We start from the raw sequence: 17,489 nt of genomic DNA on the forward strand, positions 1-17,489 counted from the left end.
ACTTAACTAAAAACATTAAGCAGACATGTGCAACAAATATATATAACTTCTATGTGGTTTTCAGAGTACAAACTCTGACAGATTCAGTGGCGATGGCTATGAGGATCCACCTGTTCCCATCTCGAACACAGTAGTTAAGCTCATAAACGCCGAAAGTACTTGGCTGGAGACGGCCTGGGAGGATAGGAAGCCGCTGATTAACGAAAAGAAAAAGGTCTACCTAAAGGTAGGCCTTTTTCTTTTTGCTAGTCTTCGACTAGCTAAGCCTACTAGAGCCGTCTCCGGCCAAGGTTGTACAAGTATTATCTATGGATAGTAATCTATAGGACGGCGTGGGAAACCTAGGGCAATAGGGCGTAAAGGAGCGCAGCGACGCATACGTCCATTGCATCAGGTTCGACGAAGCCCTACCATTAGATCCGTGCATTAAAAGACTATTTTAAATACGATCATGGGCGAGTGTGATAGGAAGCCGCGGCTAGTGGTAGGAGGCAAATCATATCCATCCAGTAACGCGGTGCGAAGCACCAATGTTACTGAACCGTACAACTGTTGAGCTTCTTCAAATACTTGTAATTAACCGATACCGCGGTGCGCAGCACCTATGGTATCGCATCGTAAACTAGTTGAGTAACTTTAAATTTATGTAAATTAACTATAGCTAATCAATTTCGCGGCACACGTCACCAATGGTATTATGGAACCGTAAATTAGTTGAGTAGCTCGAAACTTATGTAAATTACTATTCTAATATCCCACTCTTGACATATCGAAAAAAATAGATATAATAGTGTTAAGATATATGAGTAACTATTCATATATAATACAACTATTATGAATCCTGTTCGATTAAGAGGTGATAGAATGAATCCTGTAAGAACAATTGAAAGAATTATTAAAGCTCCTGATATTCATTGGGTAGGCACTGGATTTAGAGTACGTCAGTACTTCCCTGATGGCGATGAGTCACCTATGCTTGATCGTATGTCTCCATTTTTATTACTTGACTATAACGAGCCATATTATTTCGAGGCCAGTCCTTTTGATACAGGTGACACTCCACATCCCCATAAAGGCTTTGAAACGGTAACATTTTCTTTTTCCGGCTCCATTGAACATAAAGATGCAGCTGGTAATAGTGGTGTTATTCATTCTGGTGATGTGCAATGGATGACTGCAGCTAGTGGTGTTTTGCACAAAGAATTTCATGAAAAAGAATATGCAAAGCGGGGACGTTTGTTCCATGCTTTACAATTATGGATAAATCTACCTGAACGTCATAAAAACGATACACCTGCATATCAATATATACCTGCTACCACAATGGGGCGGTATCAATCTCTTGATGAAACAATCGATGCCATCGTTTACACCGGTGCTTTCAGACATATAACAGGTCCTGCTAAATCCCATACACCGATGAATATTTACAAATTAAAACTTCAACCTAATTCATGGATCTCTATTTCTGAGAATATGACTTGGAATACAGGCTTTCTTGTGATTAATGGTACAGGTAGTGCCAATGGTGAAAGCATAGAATCTGGAGACTTTGTACTTTTCAACAATGATGGAGAGCGCTTTGAGGTAGAGTCTGGTGATGAAGGTCTTGAAATCTTCGTTCTCGCTGGAGAACCACTCAATGAACCCGTGGTAAAACAAGGGCCATATGTTATGACAAATAAAACAGAGCTTCTCCTCGCTTATGGGGAATACATAAACGGTAAATTTGGCCGCGAAGAAGCTATTATGTAATATAACACCCTGATGTATAATGGCGTACATCAGGGTGTTTCTTGTAAGTAATGTATCCTGAGACACATTGTTTTATATTGATTATGGTATAATTATTGCGTACAATGTTTTGACAGGAGGTTTTATGTCTAAAAAAATTGCGGTCCTCGTGAATGAGGATACAATGCAGCGCTGTTCTTGTGGCGGTTGTTTGAAAGCATTTATGAATAAAGCGGATTCCTTTGAGCGTTATGCAGATGAGGATATTGAGTTGGTAGGTTTCACCCATAGTGGTGGCGATCTAGCCAAGAAAATTGAGTCTTTCAAGAAAAAAGGTGTTACTACGGTACATCTTTCTACATGTACGCGTGGTAAGAATGAAAATTATGAAAGCATAGCCCAACAATGTGCAGAGGCTGGCTTTGATGTGGTTGGTTACACGCATGGTTCTGAAGTATCAAAAGAAGGTAAAGTTGCAATAGAATTGAATGCTAAAAATTAATTGCTTCTACTTCGATTGAGAGAGAATGAGAGGATACAATATGAATAAGAAATTTAAATCTACTATGTTAGCCGCTGTTATGGGGCTTTCACTAACGACAGCTACTGTTGTACCTGCAACAGTGGAGGCTGCAGGGGCCGTAGAAACATTGGCAGGTGGCGCTTTAGCTTTTGCGTATGTATCGACTGCGGTTAATAAAATGGATAATTCTGCGGAAGGGCAGGCTGAAAGTTTAGCTCGTGCTAAGTCTCAAACGGGGTATTTAGAGGATAGTGCGGCGCAAGCACGTGTTGAACGTATCATGAAAACCTTGGTGGCAACGCCTAGCGTAAAGCGTTCTTATGTGGTGTATGCAAACCCTAGTGACGAGTTTAATGCTTTTGCTACAATTGGTCGTGTTATGTCTGTCAATCAAGGGGCCTTAGAGCTTTTGGATGACGATGAATTAGCATACGTTATGGCCCATGAAATTGCGCATGGTGAGCACAAGGACATCGTTAATGGCCTTAAGAAACAAGTAAGTCTATCTACGGCTGTAAGCCTTGCTGGTAGTGGTGATGTAGGTATTTTATCTAATATTGCTGGCAATTACATGGCGAACCAAGTATTTACGATGAGCCAAGAGAAAAAAGCGGATGAATTGGGTTTTCAAATTCTCAGTGAATCCCCGTATAACGTAGGTGGTGCGGCTGCTTCTATGGCAGTTCTTCGCAACAAATATGGCGATTTGTATCGTGAAGGTTTGAATCAAGTATTTACCCCTAATAATCATCCTAAGACGAGCAGTCGTGTGAAGGACAATATTGATCGCATGTATACCTATTCCGGTAATCACGTAAACGTCGATAATGGAGCTGTGTTTGTAAATGATGTGAATATCTATAGCCCTGCCAATAGCGGTCGTTATACAGGTGAAGAACGGGCTTATTTCATGGCTGGTAAATTGGCTCGCTTGTATCATAATGGTCAAATTCAGCCGGGCAGTGCTTCTTACACAGGTCCTACTGTAACCGTAGCAGGTCAATCTATCGTGACCACACCGAATGCGGATGTGGCGCTCATGGTGGCGACAAATTTAAATAACTCGTTTGTGAAAGCCGCAGGCCCAGCGAAAGGGAAACAGGCAGCAAAACCAAGTAAGAAAAAATCTAGTAAAAAATAATTCGTATTTTTACTAAAGAATAATTTGTACTTTTATTAAATAATAATTTGTACTTTTACTAAGAAAATCGTATAAGTCGTAAGTGATATACGGAGAGAGACTACTTATGTTTAAAAAATGGGTTCTGTTACCTTATGTAGTGCTTGGAATTTGTCTTGCTATCGGCCTACTTATTGGGATGGCCCCAGATTTACTAGGTGATGTCATACCTAGGCATGGCGTGATAGGCCGTATGTTAGCCTCTGCTAATCAGCGGAAAATAGAGGATAGCCAACATACTGTGATGGTGGTACCCGATTACGTGCGCCGTGTTGTCACATTGGGGGCAGGGACTGTTGACTTGGTTAGTGTGGCCGGCGAACCTTATATTGTGGCCACCGATGGATCTCCTTATAGCTCTGGTGCTGTTATAAACGGCCGTGTGCAGCCTACAGTGGAATCTATACAATCTTATGAACCGGATGTAGTAGTGGCACCGGACACGACGCCGCCAGGCTTAGTGGCATCGTTGCGTGCTGCAGGTATTCCCGTGTTTATTTACACCATGAAAGATAGCCTGAAGGATATAAGCCTTAATACGAAGCAAGTGGCTAAGCTATTTAATAGTACAAGTGCAGAATCTTCGATTAATAGTTCTGTTATGAATGTCAAAAAACAGGTGGAGCCTCATAAAAATGATGTGAAACCGGTGATTGTATTATATAATCCGACGCATGGTTTGTATCGTTCAGGTGTACTTCGGGATATGATTGAAATGATTCATGGCATCGATGGTGCAGGAAACTTGAAAATCATAGAGCGTGGTAAGGATCCTAATGTTCTATCTGATGTTTGGGACTATCGGGCGAGCAGCCCTACTTTCAACATGCAAGAAAACATGGGGACAAAAGTTGATTTAATTCGCATCAATCCAGATGTTATTTTTGTACCAACGCGATATATTGATAAATTGCCTGACTATAAAGAAGATCTTAATGCGGTTATTAAGGATCCTGAGTTACAAAATGTGACGGCCATTAAAAAGGGGCATGTATATCCTATTCATGAAATGCATATAATGAGTTATTCGTCATGGATGTACTTTGGGATGCAACAAATGTCGAAATGGCTATATGGCGATTGGTCGTATGATAATTTTGTAAAATACCAAAGCGTGCCGGCGAATTAACGATATAAGTCATATGCCGCCGTTGATAGTTTATAGTGCATACATCATAACGGTGAGTAGAGCATTACAAAGAGTACATCATATCATTTTGAAAGCATAGGAGGAGAGCTTGTGCAACTACGACGTTTAATGATTTTTTTAACCATTTGTATTGTGGGCCTAGTGATAGCAGCACTTGGTATGTACCATTCTTGGCAGGATTTTAAGAGTGGTGGTATTTGGGGACTATTGACCTCAAAAGGTCATTACTCCATGGTGGATGGTACGAGTGAGACCGTCATGCTAGACCATAAGGCGGAGCGTATCGTTGCAGTAGGACCTAATGCTGCGGATTTGGTGAGTGAACTAGCCGGTGATTCCGTCGTGGCTAGCACAGAGGCGCCGTACCAAGTTACCAATACTGTTAAGCAACGGGTGGCACCTAATGTAAATGCCATTGCTGCATTAAAACCAGATATTGTTATCATTGAAGATGCGAATGAATCGACAGAACTAGTTCGGCCTTTGCGGGATAAGGGCATCAAGGTAGCCTTGCTTAGAGCGCCTGAGACTGTGAAAGACGTAGAAGACCAAACTCGAAATGTAGGGCGATTACTAGGTAGAAAAGATAAGGCTGAAAGCCTCATCGGTACAATGATGAACTACATTCGCGATACAGAATCACTTCGCTTTGCGCGTCGTGATGAACCGAAGAAGACCGTTGCTGTGTATAACCAAAATGGTTTGTATGGCAAATCAAAGATCTTAGTTGCCGATATGCTTAACTATGTAGTGGTAGACAATGCAGCCATTAAATCGGGTGTAAGATTAACTGACTATGGCACAAAGGCGGACCTCATCAAGGCGGATCCTGATGTTATTATCGTGCCGATGGATACACGGGCACCCGACTATAATCGAGATGCAGTTTATGCAAGCTATTATAATGATCCAGCGCTAGCAAATCTCAAGGCCATAAAGAATAAAAAGATTGCCATCGTATCTAATGAATCAATGCTAGCTAAGACCTACCATGTAGGTCGAGGCATCTATAGCATGGCTCAAGTGGTGTACGAGCGTTAAATGGGTGCGAATGTAAAATTGATATGAGCGTTACATTGGTACGTGCGTTATATTATGTAATGAGGACGAGTGATTCATCCTCTGTAAGCCTTGTTATATTTATGGAGATGAGTATAATCATGCTTGGTTTCATAAAGCTATAAAAAATATTCATAACTCAAAATGAAGAGAATAAATATGTATTTAGGCGCACTCCGATAACAATATATAATAAGCTTTGATAATACTGATAAATACTGGAAAAGCAGTCTGTAGGAATAAGTTCTATAGACTGCTTTTTTACATATTCACAAGGTTAATGAATGTAATTTTTTTGGAGTATAATTATTGTTTTTCTTGAATAGAAATATGTCTATATAGAATGGAAAAAATCGTTATATATACAATAAAATACATTCAATATAAATACCCATACAGGGTATAGGTTTATTGTATTAGCTATGGCTTTATGGAATAATAAACTAATTGAAGATTAATCGTAATTTATCGATTAATGATTAACTTATTGGTGTGTAACACTTGTTAGCGTATAAGTTATTACTGTAAATCTTAAAATGCATGGAGGTTATTATGGAGTATGCAATTCATCTTTTTAACGCCGGTGGCGTAGTCATGTATCCGCTAGTTTTATTTATGTTGGCAGCATGTACGATTTTATTTGAGCGAATTCGTATGTATCGTCGCATTGACAGTGAAATTCAACAATTGTCGTCTAGCATTGAAGCAGGTCGTAATGCGAATGATTGGATTGCATTAGAACAAGCGATTAAGAATAATGATGATGCACTTAGTCAATTTGTAACACCAATTGTAGATTCCGTATATAATTTTGAAGGCTTGGAAAACCGTCTTCATGATGTAGTTGGTTTCATGGATGAAAGACTAAAACGCGGCTTACACTGGCTTAGCATGATGGTTACAATGGCTCCTTTACTTGGCCTATTGGGTACAGTAGTGGGTATGATTCGTTCTTTTGCTGCCGTTGGTGGCGATATCGGGGCGCCTACAGTTATTACTGGTGGTGTATCTGAAGCATTGATTGCCACTGCTACAGGGCTTTCAGTAGCCATCGTAGCATTAGCCATCCACAGCTGGTGCACAGATAAGGTTAACTATGATATTGCAAAATTGGAGCAACGCTTAGGTTCTATTTTGGATTTATATATTAGGAGTCAACGATGAAACGTAGTTCAGTAGGGATACAAAAAGAACCTACCATCATGATTATACCTATGATAGATATCGTTTTTTTCTTGCTCGTATTTTTCATGATGAGTACGTTGTATATGAATACTGAGGAACAAATTCCTCTTAACTTACCAAAGGCATCTGCATCGACAGCAAAAACGATTGAGCCTATTACTATTTCTTTAACAGCTACCCATAAGATGTATCTGAATGAACGTGAAATCTCACCAGATCAATTGGGTGCTGAAATTCAAGGCATCGTTACGAAAGAGCCACAACAAGCTTTTATCGTCCGTGCATCTGAAGATATTGCGTATAAGGATGTTATTAGCATTTTGGATAATCTAAAGATGAGTGGTGCTCGATTTGTCAGCGTAGCGACAGAACGGAAGTGATTATATGGTGAGTAAACGATATGGCATTCCTTTTATAGCTGCATTGGTGGTCAATTTAGCATACTGGGGTGTTGTAGGCGATTGGTTCGGCCATTTAAAACCACCAGAAACGCCAAAGAAAGATTTGGTCATCAATCTTGACATGGTGCAACCAGAACCTCCTGAGCAGGAGAAGAAACAGCAAGAGAAAATTGTCTCTGATGATAAAGAAAATGCTGCGGGCGGTAAGTCGGGTAGTGTATTGCCTGATTTATCTGGTAAACCGACACCTGGTTTAAAAGACCTTAACCCCTACTTAGGCGGCAATGAAACAGCTAGTGTAAACCTAAAAGGGAATACGGATAACCCGTTAGGCATACCTGGTAGCGGTGATGTTAAGGGTCCAGGCGGTGGCCCTATTGGTAATGGTGGTACTGGTGAAGAAGGCGAGGGCACAAAAAGTGGAAACCCTGGCACTAGTGAAATAGAAGGTTCAGGCTATTTTGATGCTTCTGGGTATATTGCTAGTTTAGAGGCTAATAAAGTGATGCCACAACAGGCTGTACGTCGAGGTATTACAGGTGCAGTTCATCTTATGGTTCATTTTGATGGCGAAGGTAATTTTGTAGATGCTGAAATTACACAAAGTAGTGGCTCTAGTATCCTTGATAATGCAGCATATTCACTTGCGGCTAGTTCCGGTGGTGCGGTAAATACAACAGGGGAACCTAAATCAGAACCTGTTATTATAACCTATAACCTAGAATAAGTAAGAGAGATAAGTGTATATAAGTCTAACAAGTATTAGCTTTCAAAAAGTGTGTGTGAATTAATCATGTGTTTATAATCTATGGAAATTAGAGGTATCCGTAGTTTATATAGTTATACGTGTGTATGGAGGGAATATGAAACGTAGACATCTTTTATCTACAGCGATTGCTGTCACATTAGCGTTAGGTACGTATCAAGCGAATGCGTATGATGAGAATTTTAAGGGGTATGAAGTTCATAATGTTATTGTTACAGCAGATTCTGCAAAGGACGAGTATGGTAATACCATTACAGAGCAATCCTATTATCGTACAGGCGGTGATGTGAAAGTCATCACTCGTGAAGAAATTGAAAAACGTCATTACCGTGATGTAACAGAAGCGATTAAACGCGTACCAGGCGTTACATTCCAAAACCCAGGCTACCGTGGTGGCGAGTATGGTTACCAATTCTACAATAATGGTGTGTCCATCAATGGCGATTCCCGCGTTGTAGTACTTGTCGATGGTCGTCGTGTAGACAATATTACATCTGGCCGTTTGGGTGATAGCTCTGAAAGAGGGTCTAAGTCTACAGGCGTTAATATTGATGAAGTAACGAATATGGATGCCATTGATAAAATTGAGGTTATCAAAGGCCCTGGTGCTTCTCAATATGGATCCGATGCGACAGGCGGTGTTATTAATATCATTACACGCCGTGGTAAAGGCAATTTCAATGGCTCTGTTGATTTAGCAACAGGTAGCTGGAATAAGCACAGCTACAACTTAACAGTTCAAGGGACAGCTGGTAAAAATGCTTCTACTGGTTATTTTGTGACAGCTACGCGCAATATGTCTCAAGACACAAAATATAAAGACGGTGATACTGGTGAAGTAGCTACGCTTACTGGTTCTAAGTGGAAAGAAGAAGGCTTTAATGCTCGAATTGACCATGATTTTAATAAGAAGCAAAATTTGCAGTTCTCCGTAAACTATAAAAAAGGTTATGATGGATATCCTATTTCTACACCAAGCCGTAAATATTGGAACCAAGAAGATTGGCGTCGCATTATCTTTAATGCTGCTGTAGGTCAAGTTGATGCAAATCATCAATTAATAGCAGGTGCCCCTAAGCTATATGGAGACTCTAAAAATCCTGGATATCATAATCTATATGCTCTAGATGGTAATTATGGCTCCTATAGTAAGTTTAAAAACTTAGAGACAGATTTGAAATATACCTTTGATCGCCAAGGTCAATTGGAAAGCTTTGTAAGATTGTATCGCTTAGATCATCGTTATGAAGGCCGCGATAAATACGCTTGGACGCGAGGTACACCAGCTGCTGCACGTGCAGCTTATGAAGCTGCATTCCCAACGGGGACAACGGTTGAGCAATTTAATGCTTGGGTAGATGCTAATTTAGCTCCATTCCCAGATAATAAAGATGCACTCCGTCAATGGATTGCTGATACTGGTGGTATGGCTGGTAGCCCAACAAGCTGGTACAAAGAAACTAAGAATGGCATAGAGGTTCAATGGACACGTCAATTAGATAAACACGATATCATTGCTAACATCGATTATAGCCGTTCTCAATTTAACACTAAGTCTTTGCGTAATGGGGTTCTAAAATCTTATGATGTTCGTCGTAATACATTGTATGCATATTTGCAAGATAAGATTTACATTGGTAATAATGTAGAATTAACCCCAGCATTGCGCTATGTAAATTATGGTAGCTATCAAGGTTCTGGCAGTGGTACTTCCCAAGGTAAAGGTAGTATTAGCTCCTTAACACCTAGCTTACATGGTCAAATTAAATTTAATAAAAACACAAGCATGTATGCAGGTTGGACTCATATCATGAGACCATTAAAACAAGGTGATTACACATCTGTGGATGGTGTATTTAATACTCCATTGCAAGATGAAAAAGGCGATGCTTTCACATTCGGCGTACAACATAATTTTGGTAAAAATAATAACACTACAGTAGCTGTTCACTACGATTACACGCGTATGAGCAATGCCATTGCCACATTGCCAATCTTAAACAATGCAACAGGTGATTTTGAAGAAACAGCAGTTAATGCGAAAGAAAATAAACAATCTTTCAATATTACTGTAGACCACAAATTAAACAAACATATTACGATGAGTGCGTCCTATTCTCACATGAAGGACAAATGGCTATCTAAAGGTGGTTGGGTGCTTGATCCAAACTGGGGCTATAACAATAGTGATGATATCAACGTGGCTATCAATAGTTTGCGTCCGCAAAACCATTATTCCTTAAATGTGTCCTACGATAATAAAAAACTCTATTCTGGTTTATTGTTTAACTGGTACACAGGCAACAGTGATTATGCGTTCACTCATAGACAATTCCTCATCGTTGACTGGAATCTAAATTACAATGTTACGAAGGATTTAACTGCGTATATCGTAGTTAATAACGTACTTAACCGCGCTTATGAAACTAGTTATAGTGCTTATAATGGTCGTGGTAGTGCGGCTATGCCAGCGCGTTCCTTTATGATTGGGGCGAAATATAAATTCTAATGATTAGATTTAGCGTATTAATACTATGTCTATTATTGTGCGTAGGCTGTGGACCTCAGCAGGTAACTGTTGAGCGGGGGCAGTCTACGCCTCCTCATATCGAATTGCAGTCGCCTGTGACGATACAGTCTTATGTACGTCGTGGTGAACCTTTTGAAAGCACCTATACTGCGGTACCTGAGCGTGTTGTGGCTATGTGGCAAAATTCCATAGAAACTATCATTGCCCTTGGCGAAGGGGATCGTATTGTAGCCGGTATGGGGATTCCAAATCGCAAGTATGTGCGTCCAGAATATCGCGAAGCGTATGATAAAATTCCGTACAAGGATATGCAATATTTTAACTTGGAATCTGTATTGATGATGAAACCAGATTTGCTCGTAGGCTGGCGCTCAACCTTTACGAATAAAGGGTTGCGTCCTCCTTCATTTTGGCAGCCTCGCCAAGCTAATGTGTATATCGCCGAGTCCTCGTTAGGGGCACAGTCGGCACTAACTATGGATATGGAATACAAGTATATACGTGATTTGGGTCGTATCTTTCATCGTGATATAGAAGCAGAGCGTATTATCAGTGAAATGCAACAATCCGTCAATTTTACAGTGACACAAACAGCGCATGAAAAGTCGCCAAAAGCATTGTTTATCGAGGTGCAAGGCAAGCATTTTAGACTGTATGGGCATAAGACCTTGGCCGGTAATATAGGGGATTCTTTGCATGCAAATGTAATCGATACGGAAACGCCAACGATTAGTATGGAGGATGTGATTGAACAAAATCCAGACGTTATATTCTTAATCGTCTCTGACGGAGAGTATAGTCAAGCGGATGTAATCATGAACTATGTGTTAACGCAGCCAGGTTTACAAGGTGTTAATGCATTGCGCAATAATAGAGTTCATTTCTTGCCATTGCTTGCAGTGTATAGTCCGGGTATTCGCTTATCTGATGGAATCGATATTGTATCGCATGGGTTGTACCCTAACCTCTATCCAGAAGGGGTACCAGATTTAATTCATTAATAAAGGAGCAGTATGCTAAAACGTATTGGATATACTGCTGGCGGATTTGTCCTCATAGGGGTGCTAGCAGTAGCCATTCTATGGGGACTTTCTGTTGGTACAGTACAGTTTTCACTTTCTCAAATTTTTAATATTGTAATGGATCAATTTTCAAGTCCATTAGCTATTGATGATCCTCTGAATGGCCCAGAACAGACCATTATATGGCTACTTAGAATGCCTCGCTTGTTGATGGCTGCCATTATCGGAGCAGGCCTAGCCGTATCTGGGGTTATCATGCAAGCTATTGTCAAGAACCCCCTAGCGGATCCTTATATTTTGGGGATTTCCTCAGGTGCATCCCTCGGTGCTACGGTAGCCATTTTATTTGGTATAGGCGTGATGTTTGGGGAAAACTTCGTGGGCGTTATGGCCTTTATCGGGGCCATGGCGATTTCCTTCGGCGTCTTATTTATCTCCAACTTAGGAGGCCGTCCAAATTCGGTTAAATTGATTTTAGGTGGTCTTGCATTAAGTGCCGTTTGTAGTTCCTTTTCTAGTTTTGTAGTGTACTTAGCAGACGACAAGGAAGGCATCCAAACCATTACGTATTGGTTGATGGGTAGCTTTGCCGGTGCTAAATGGGATATGTTGCCTTTTATTGCCGTTGTTGTCCTCGTAAGTATTGTCTTTTTCTGGTCTCAAAGCAGAATTCTCAACATGATGCTTCTCGGTGATGAGGTGGCCATTACATTAGGTCGTGATTTACATACTTATCGCCAAGTGTATTTGATTATCAGCTCTCTCATCATTGGCTTTGTAGTATACGCGGCAGGGATGATAGGCTTTGTAGGTCTTTTGATTCCTCACCTCGTGCGCATGACCATCGGGACGAATCATTGGACGTTGATTCCGTTCAGTGCCTTAGGAGGCAGTATTTTCCTCGTTATCGCTGATGGCCTTTGTCGCTGCATCATTCCTCATGCAGAGTTACCAATCGGTATTCTCATTTCTCTCATCGGTGCACCAACCTTTGTGTATATGTTAGTGCGTAAGAATTATGGATTTGGAGGGGAATAATGAATATTCAAACAAATAATATCCAAGTCGCCTTTGGCTCAAAAGCTATTCTTCACGACATTTCACTAGATATACGAGACAAGGAGTTTGTGGGGATTATAGGCCCTAATGGCAGTGGTAAAAGTACATTTTTAAAGTGTTTATACCGCGTGTTACAACCTAATGGTGGCAAGATTTTCTTTGACGGCACAGAACTGAGTGATTTGAGTCATCGTGATACGGCCTTAAAAATGGCCGTTGTGGCACAACATAGTACGGTCAATTTTGATTTCTCTGTTCTTGAGATGGTCCTCATGGGCCGTTCCCCTTATAAGGGCTTGCTCGACCGAGATCAAATTGACGACTATGAAATCGCCCGCCATGCGTTGGCCCAAGTAGGTCTTAGTGATTTTGAAAGCCGAAATTTTAATACATTGTCGGGTGGTGAGCAACAGCGTGTCATCTTGGCAAGAGCACTGGCGCAACGCACAGAGTGCCTTGTTCTCGATGAACCCACAAATCATCTAGATATTAAGTATCAGCTTGAATTGATGACGATTGTCAAACGATTAGATGCGACAGTTGTGTCTGCCATTCATGATTTAAATTTAGCAGCTATTTATTGTGACCGCATTATTGCATTAAAAGATGGTCATATTGTATGTAGTGGCACACCTCAAGACGTTTTGTCGTCAGACACTATACGCCATATTTACGGTGTATCTGCCATGGTTCAGACCTTACCGGATGGACGATTGAACATTATATATAATATGGAATAACATACATATAGGGGGTATGGGTTATTGCATGCCTCCTATATGTATGTAACAATTAAAAGGACTTGCAGTTATATAGTTAGTTGTTAGATAGAGGTATAGGATGATGAAAAAAGTTAATAAACGTGTGTATATAGCTACATTGATGACATTGCTTAGTATAGCCGTTAATGGTTATGCAGCGAATGTAACAACGAATAACAATGAAGAAGATATTACCATCAATGTAACCGCCAATCGCACAGCCCTTCTAGATTTGGACACACCTGTAGCGATGAATGTAATTACACCTGAGGAGTTAAAAAATACTGGTGCTACCACTGCTTTTGATGCGGTGGCGACCGTACCAGGGGTAACAATAAATTCTTATGGTGCTGGCGGTGCCGATTTTGGTGGCATGGATAGCCGTACGAATATTCGAGGCCTTGACCGTGGTGCCCTTGTTCTTGTAAATGGCGTGCCTATGAACCTCAATGGCAAAGGTGGACTCGGCTCTATTCCTACGAGTGCCATAAAACGTATCGAAGTAGTGAAAGGAGCTGCTTCTACATTGTATGGTGCAGAGGCATTAGGTGGCGTTATTAACGTTATTACTAAGACTCCATCTACAGAGGATGGCTCTGCTACAGTTGCTGTAGGTAATCGTGGGTCTAAACGTTTTGATATGTCATACGGTACAGATAAATTCATCGTTGGTATCGATAGAAAATACTGGGGCACACAGGATCCATCCACACCGATTCGCTACGACTATGCAGGTACTAAACACTACGATTACTATAGTACTCGCAACAAGGGCAATTCATTGGGGTTCTTTATGAGTGGTAAGCTTTCAGATAAGGTAACATTGAATTTTAATCGTGCTGAAAGTAAATCGTCCTTTGGTCTAATCAGTACGGAAACAAATCCGGTCAATCAAGCAAGACATTCTACGACGTATCATTATAAGGATGATCGCAATAATGCTTCCTTAATTTATAAGGACAAGGGTACTACAGGAACCTTGTTTTATAATGACCGTACGATGCGTGGTACGAGCCGGGTGCACAATACGTCCCAAGCTAAGGCAACTGAAACAAGCTATCGCTCACGTCAATATGGATTTGATGTACAGCATGAATGGGATTTTAGAGATGGTAAGGACTATTTAATCGCAGGTGTTACAGGTAAACAAGAAATCTATCATGCAACGGCTGTTCCTGTGTACGTTCATCCTAAACGCAATAGTTATGCTGTGTATGGTAGTTATTCTTATGAAATTAACCCTAAATGGACATCTATTGTAGGTTTGCGTTACACCATAATCGATGACCCAATTAGGGATCAACATGTGTTGACGCCACAATTCCAATTGTTGCACTCTATCAATAAACAATCCTCCATGTATGTGAACATAGGGAAAGCTTTTACAATGCCTAGTTTGAGCGATACATTCCGTAGCGTTAGCCGTCGTTATACAGCGGTAAGCAGCAAAAATCTCAAACCAGAAGAGGGTTGGAACTATGAAATTGGGTACAAGCGGATTAACAAAAAGGATGATTGGAAGGTTGATGTGTTCTATATGGATTTCAAAAACTTCTTCCAATGGCAACCGGATACAAATGGTCGACCTTTGGTGCGAGTAAATGGCGGGAAATTCCGCAACGTGGGCATCGAAGCCGAATATGGTAGACGTTTATCCGACCGCCTCAAATGGAACGTGAGCGGATCTTACTCTAATCCAAGACAAAAGGAAATGAATGAAAATTACTGGAAACAAGCGGTCCCTAAATTGCAATTCACTACAGGCATTCGCTATGAAAGCCCAACGTGGGAAGCTGGCACATCCTTTAGCTTTGTTACAAAACGGTTGCGCAATCGAGATGGTGGCTTAAACCCTAATATTGCCCTTTGGAACGCTTATGTGGGCTATCATTTCAATAAGGATGCAACACTTCGTCTAGATGCACGCAATTTGTTAGACCGTCACAACGTTATCACCAATGGGGATTATGAATACTGGGGTGACCCATTCACATATGAATTGAGTTATACACAAAAGTTCTAATATTTATTTGTAGAGGTTTATATAAAATCCAGTACTGATAGGGGGTATGGGTTTTGTGCGGTTTCTTTAAATGTGTAATAATACAAATATGTACTTTTTATGAATAATTCGTGTGTGTTATGAGGGGTTTGTTATGAATAAACAAATGAAACGACGTACGTCTCTACTTATTTGTATGGCTTTGATGGGTTTAACTGTGAATGCTTATGCAGCAGATGTAACTGCTACATCATCTGACACAGAAACACATGTTATCAATGTTACTGCAAATCGTATGGCGCTTATGGATTTAGATACGCCAGCAGCGATGGATGTCATCACTGAGCAAGATATCATGAATAGTGGTGCTAAAAATGCTTTTGATGCGGTTAATATGGTGCCAGGTATTACGTCCTTCTCCTATGGTGCATCGGGGCTCGAATACGGTGCTATGGATAGCCGTGTGAATATCCGTGGCCTCGAACGGGGGTCTTTGATTCTCGTAAATGGCGTTCCCATGAACCTTAATGGTAAGGGTGGTCTTAGCTCTATTCCGACGGACTCTATTGCTCGTATTGAAGTATTGAAGGGGGCTGCATCTGCTCTCTATGGTTCTGATGCAATGAGTGGCGTTGTAAATGTTATCACTAAGACACCTAATAAAGAAGGCGGTTCTGCTACCGTTGCAGTTGGTAATAGAGGCAGTCACTCCTATCGCGTAAATTATGGTACGCCTCGTTTCTTGATTGGTGTAGAACGGGGCTTCTTTGGTGAACAAGATCCTTCCACACCAGTTCGTACAGACTCAGTCGTTCGCCCTCGTGGCTATGAGTATTATACGGCTCGTGAAAAAGGTAATTCCTTGGGCCTATTTATGAGTGGTAAGGTGAACGACAAGGTGACATTCAACTTTAGCCGCTTTGAAGGTAAATCTGCTTATGCACAGGTGAGTACTGAAAGTAACGTAACAAACCGCAATCGTCACTCTACTACATATGCCTATGATGATACGAAAAATAATGCATCCTTGATTTTCAAGGATGATAATACAACAGCAACTCTTTTCTACAATGATAGAGATTTGAAGGGTAAAAACCGGAAACATAATCTTTCATCCTACACATCTAATGATAGTAACTATATTGCTCGCCAATATGGTTTTGATGTGCAACACGAATGGGATTTCCGAGGTGGAAAGGACTATTTAATTGCAGGTGTGCTCGGTAAGAGAGAAACGTACCGCACTACATCAGGTCCCGTCTATGCAAGTCCTCATCGTCATAGCCTTGCTCTATACGGTAGCTATTCCTATCAAATCAATCCAAAATGGACTACTGTTCTAGGCCTACGTTATACGGATATCAAGGATCCTGTGAAGAATCAACAAGTGTTGACGCCACAATTCCAGTTAAATCATACAATCAATAAGGAATCATCCCTGTATATGAACGTAGGTAAGGCTTTCACCATGCCTAACCTCAGCGATACATTTAAAACTGTAAATCGACAATATCAATCGGTTAGCGGTCGTAATTTAAAGCCTGAAGAAGGTTGGAATTATGAATTGGGCTATAAGCATATTACAAAGAAGGATAGTTGGAAGGTTGCCGCATTCTATATGGATTTCAAAAATTTCTTCTCTTGGAAACCAGATAGCAATGGTAAAATGACGATTCGCGTTAATGGTGGCCGTTTTAGAAATGTTGGCGTTGAGGCGCAATATGGCCGTAAATTAACAGATCGCTTGAAAGTAACTGTGGGTGCAGCGTATATGAATCCTAAACAACGGGAAATCGATAAGACCTACTGGGAACAAGCAAATCCTAAGTTGCAATTTACAGGGGGCATTCATTACAACAGCCCAACATGGACTGCTGGTTCAAGCCTTAATTTTGTAACGAAACGCTTGAAAAACCGCGATGGCGGCATCAATCCTAACCTCGTGGCTTGGAATGCCTATGTAGGCTATCAATTCAATGAACATTCATCCTTGCGAATCGATGCACGGAACTTGCTCAATCGTCACAATGTTATCTCCAATGGTGATTGGGAATACTGGGATGAGCCATTTAACTACAAGGTTAGCTACACATATAAATTCTAGAGTAATAGATTGG

At 40.8% G+C, this 17,489-nt stretch carries 14 protein-coding genes and 1 rRNA gene; all 15 read left to right on the top strand.

The annotated features are described in order from the left end of the window. Positions 1-82: 82 nt before the first annotated feature. A 5S ribosomal RNA gene (rrf, locus tag VEI_RS00120) occupies positions 83-199 on the top strand. Between the two features lie 665 nt (positions 200-864). Further along, complete coding sequence (locus VEI_RS00125; protein ID WP_059361003.1) at positions 865-1,755, top strand: pirin family protein; 891 nt, start codon at positions 865-867, stop codon at positions 1,753-1,755. A 124-nt stretch (positions 1,756-1,879) separates the two neighbouring features. Then, on the top strand, positions 1,880-2,236 hold the full coding sequence (locus tag VEI_RS00130) for a CGGC domain-containing protein (RefSeq protein WP_059361005.1): 357 nt from the start codon (positions 1,880-1,882) through the stop codon (positions 2,234-2,236). Between the two features lie 40 nt (positions 2,237-2,276). After that, on the top strand, positions 2,277-3,398 hold the full coding sequence (locus VEI_RS00135; RefSeq protein ID WP_059361010.1) for a M48 family metallopeptidase: 1,122 nt from the start codon (positions 2,277-2,279) through the stop codon (positions 3,396-3,398). A 106-nt stretch (positions 3,399-3,504) separates the two neighbouring features. Further along, positions 3,505-4,566: an ABC transporter substrate-binding protein gene (locus tag VEI_RS00140; RefSeq protein ID WP_059361013.1), complete on the top strand. Its 1,062-nt coding sequence runs from the start codon at positions 3,505-3,507 to the stop codon at positions 4,564-4,566. A 111-nt stretch (positions 4,567-4,677) separates the two neighbouring features. Next, entirely contained in the window at positions 4,678-5,628 is a 951-nt protein-coding gene (locus VEI_RS00145; RefSeq protein ID WP_059361015.1) for an ABC transporter substrate-binding protein, read from the top strand. Positions 5,629-6,198: 570 nt separating this feature from the next. Further along, positions 6,199-6,810 carry a MotA/TolQ/ExbB proton channel family protein gene (locus VEI_RS00150; protein ID WP_059361016.1) on the top strand — a complete coding sequence of 204 codons (612 nt, stop codon included), beginning with the start codon at positions 6,199-6,201 and terminating at the stop codon, positions 6,808-6,810. Continuing rightward, positions 6,807-7,211, top strand: a complete 405-nt coding sequence (locus VEI_RS00155; protein ID WP_059361018.1) for an ExbD/TolR family protein — start codon at positions 6,807-6,809, stop codon at positions 7,209-7,211. The genes VEI_RS00150 and VEI_RS00155 overlap by 4 nt, the downstream gene beginning before the upstream one ends. Before the next feature lie 4 nt (positions 7,212-7,215). Next, a complete protein-coding gene (locus tag VEI_RS00160; RefSeq protein WP_059361021.1) occupies positions 7,216-7,959 on the top strand; it encodes an energy transducer TonB in 744 nt (247 codons plus the stop codon). Between the two features lie 136 nt (positions 7,960-8,095). Beyond that, complete coding sequence (locus VEI_RS00165; RefSeq protein ID WP_059361023.1) at positions 8,096-10,507, top strand: TonB-dependent receptor plug domain-containing protein; 2,412 nt, start codon at positions 8,096-8,098, stop codon at positions 10,505-10,507. Continuing rightward, positions 10,507-11,529: an ABC transporter substrate-binding protein gene (locus tag VEI_RS00170; RefSeq protein ID WP_059361025.1), complete on the top strand. Its 1,023-nt coding sequence runs from the start codon at positions 10,507-10,509 to the stop codon at positions 11,527-11,529. Before VEI_RS00165 ends, VEI_RS00170 begins: the two co-directional genes overlap by 1 nt. A 12-nt stretch (positions 11,530-11,541) precedes the next feature. Further along, positions 11,542-12,588 (top strand): FecCD family ABC transporter permease, encoded by a 1,047-nt coding sequence (locus tag VEI_RS00175; RefSeq protein WP_059361027.1) that lies wholly within the window; start codon positions 11,542-11,544, stop codon positions 12,586-12,588. After that, entirely contained in the window at positions 12,588-13,349 is a 762-nt protein-coding gene (locus VEI_RS00180) for an ABC transporter ATP-binding protein (protein ID WP_059361030.1), read from the top strand. Before VEI_RS00175 ends, VEI_RS00180 begins: the two co-directional genes overlap by 1 nt. A 100-nt stretch (positions 13,350-13,449) precedes the next feature. Beyond that, entirely contained in the window at positions 13,450-15,393 is a 1,944-nt protein-coding gene (locus VEI_RS00185) for a TonB-dependent receptor (RefSeq protein ID WP_059361032.1), read from the top strand. Positions 15,394-15,526: 133 nt separating this feature from the next. Next, a complete protein-coding gene (locus tag VEI_RS00190; protein ID WP_059361035.1) occupies positions 15,527-17,476 on the top strand; it encodes a TonB-dependent receptor plug domain-containing protein in 1,950 nt (649 codons plus the stop codon). The last annotated feature ends 13 nt before the right edge of the window (positions 17,477-17,489 follow it).

The sequence above is a fragment of the Veillonella tobetsuensis genome, from assembly GCF_001078375.1.
In the GTDB taxonomy this organism is placed as follows: Bacteria; Bacillota; Negativicutes; order Veillonellales; family Veillonellaceae; genus Veillonella; species Veillonella tobetsuensis.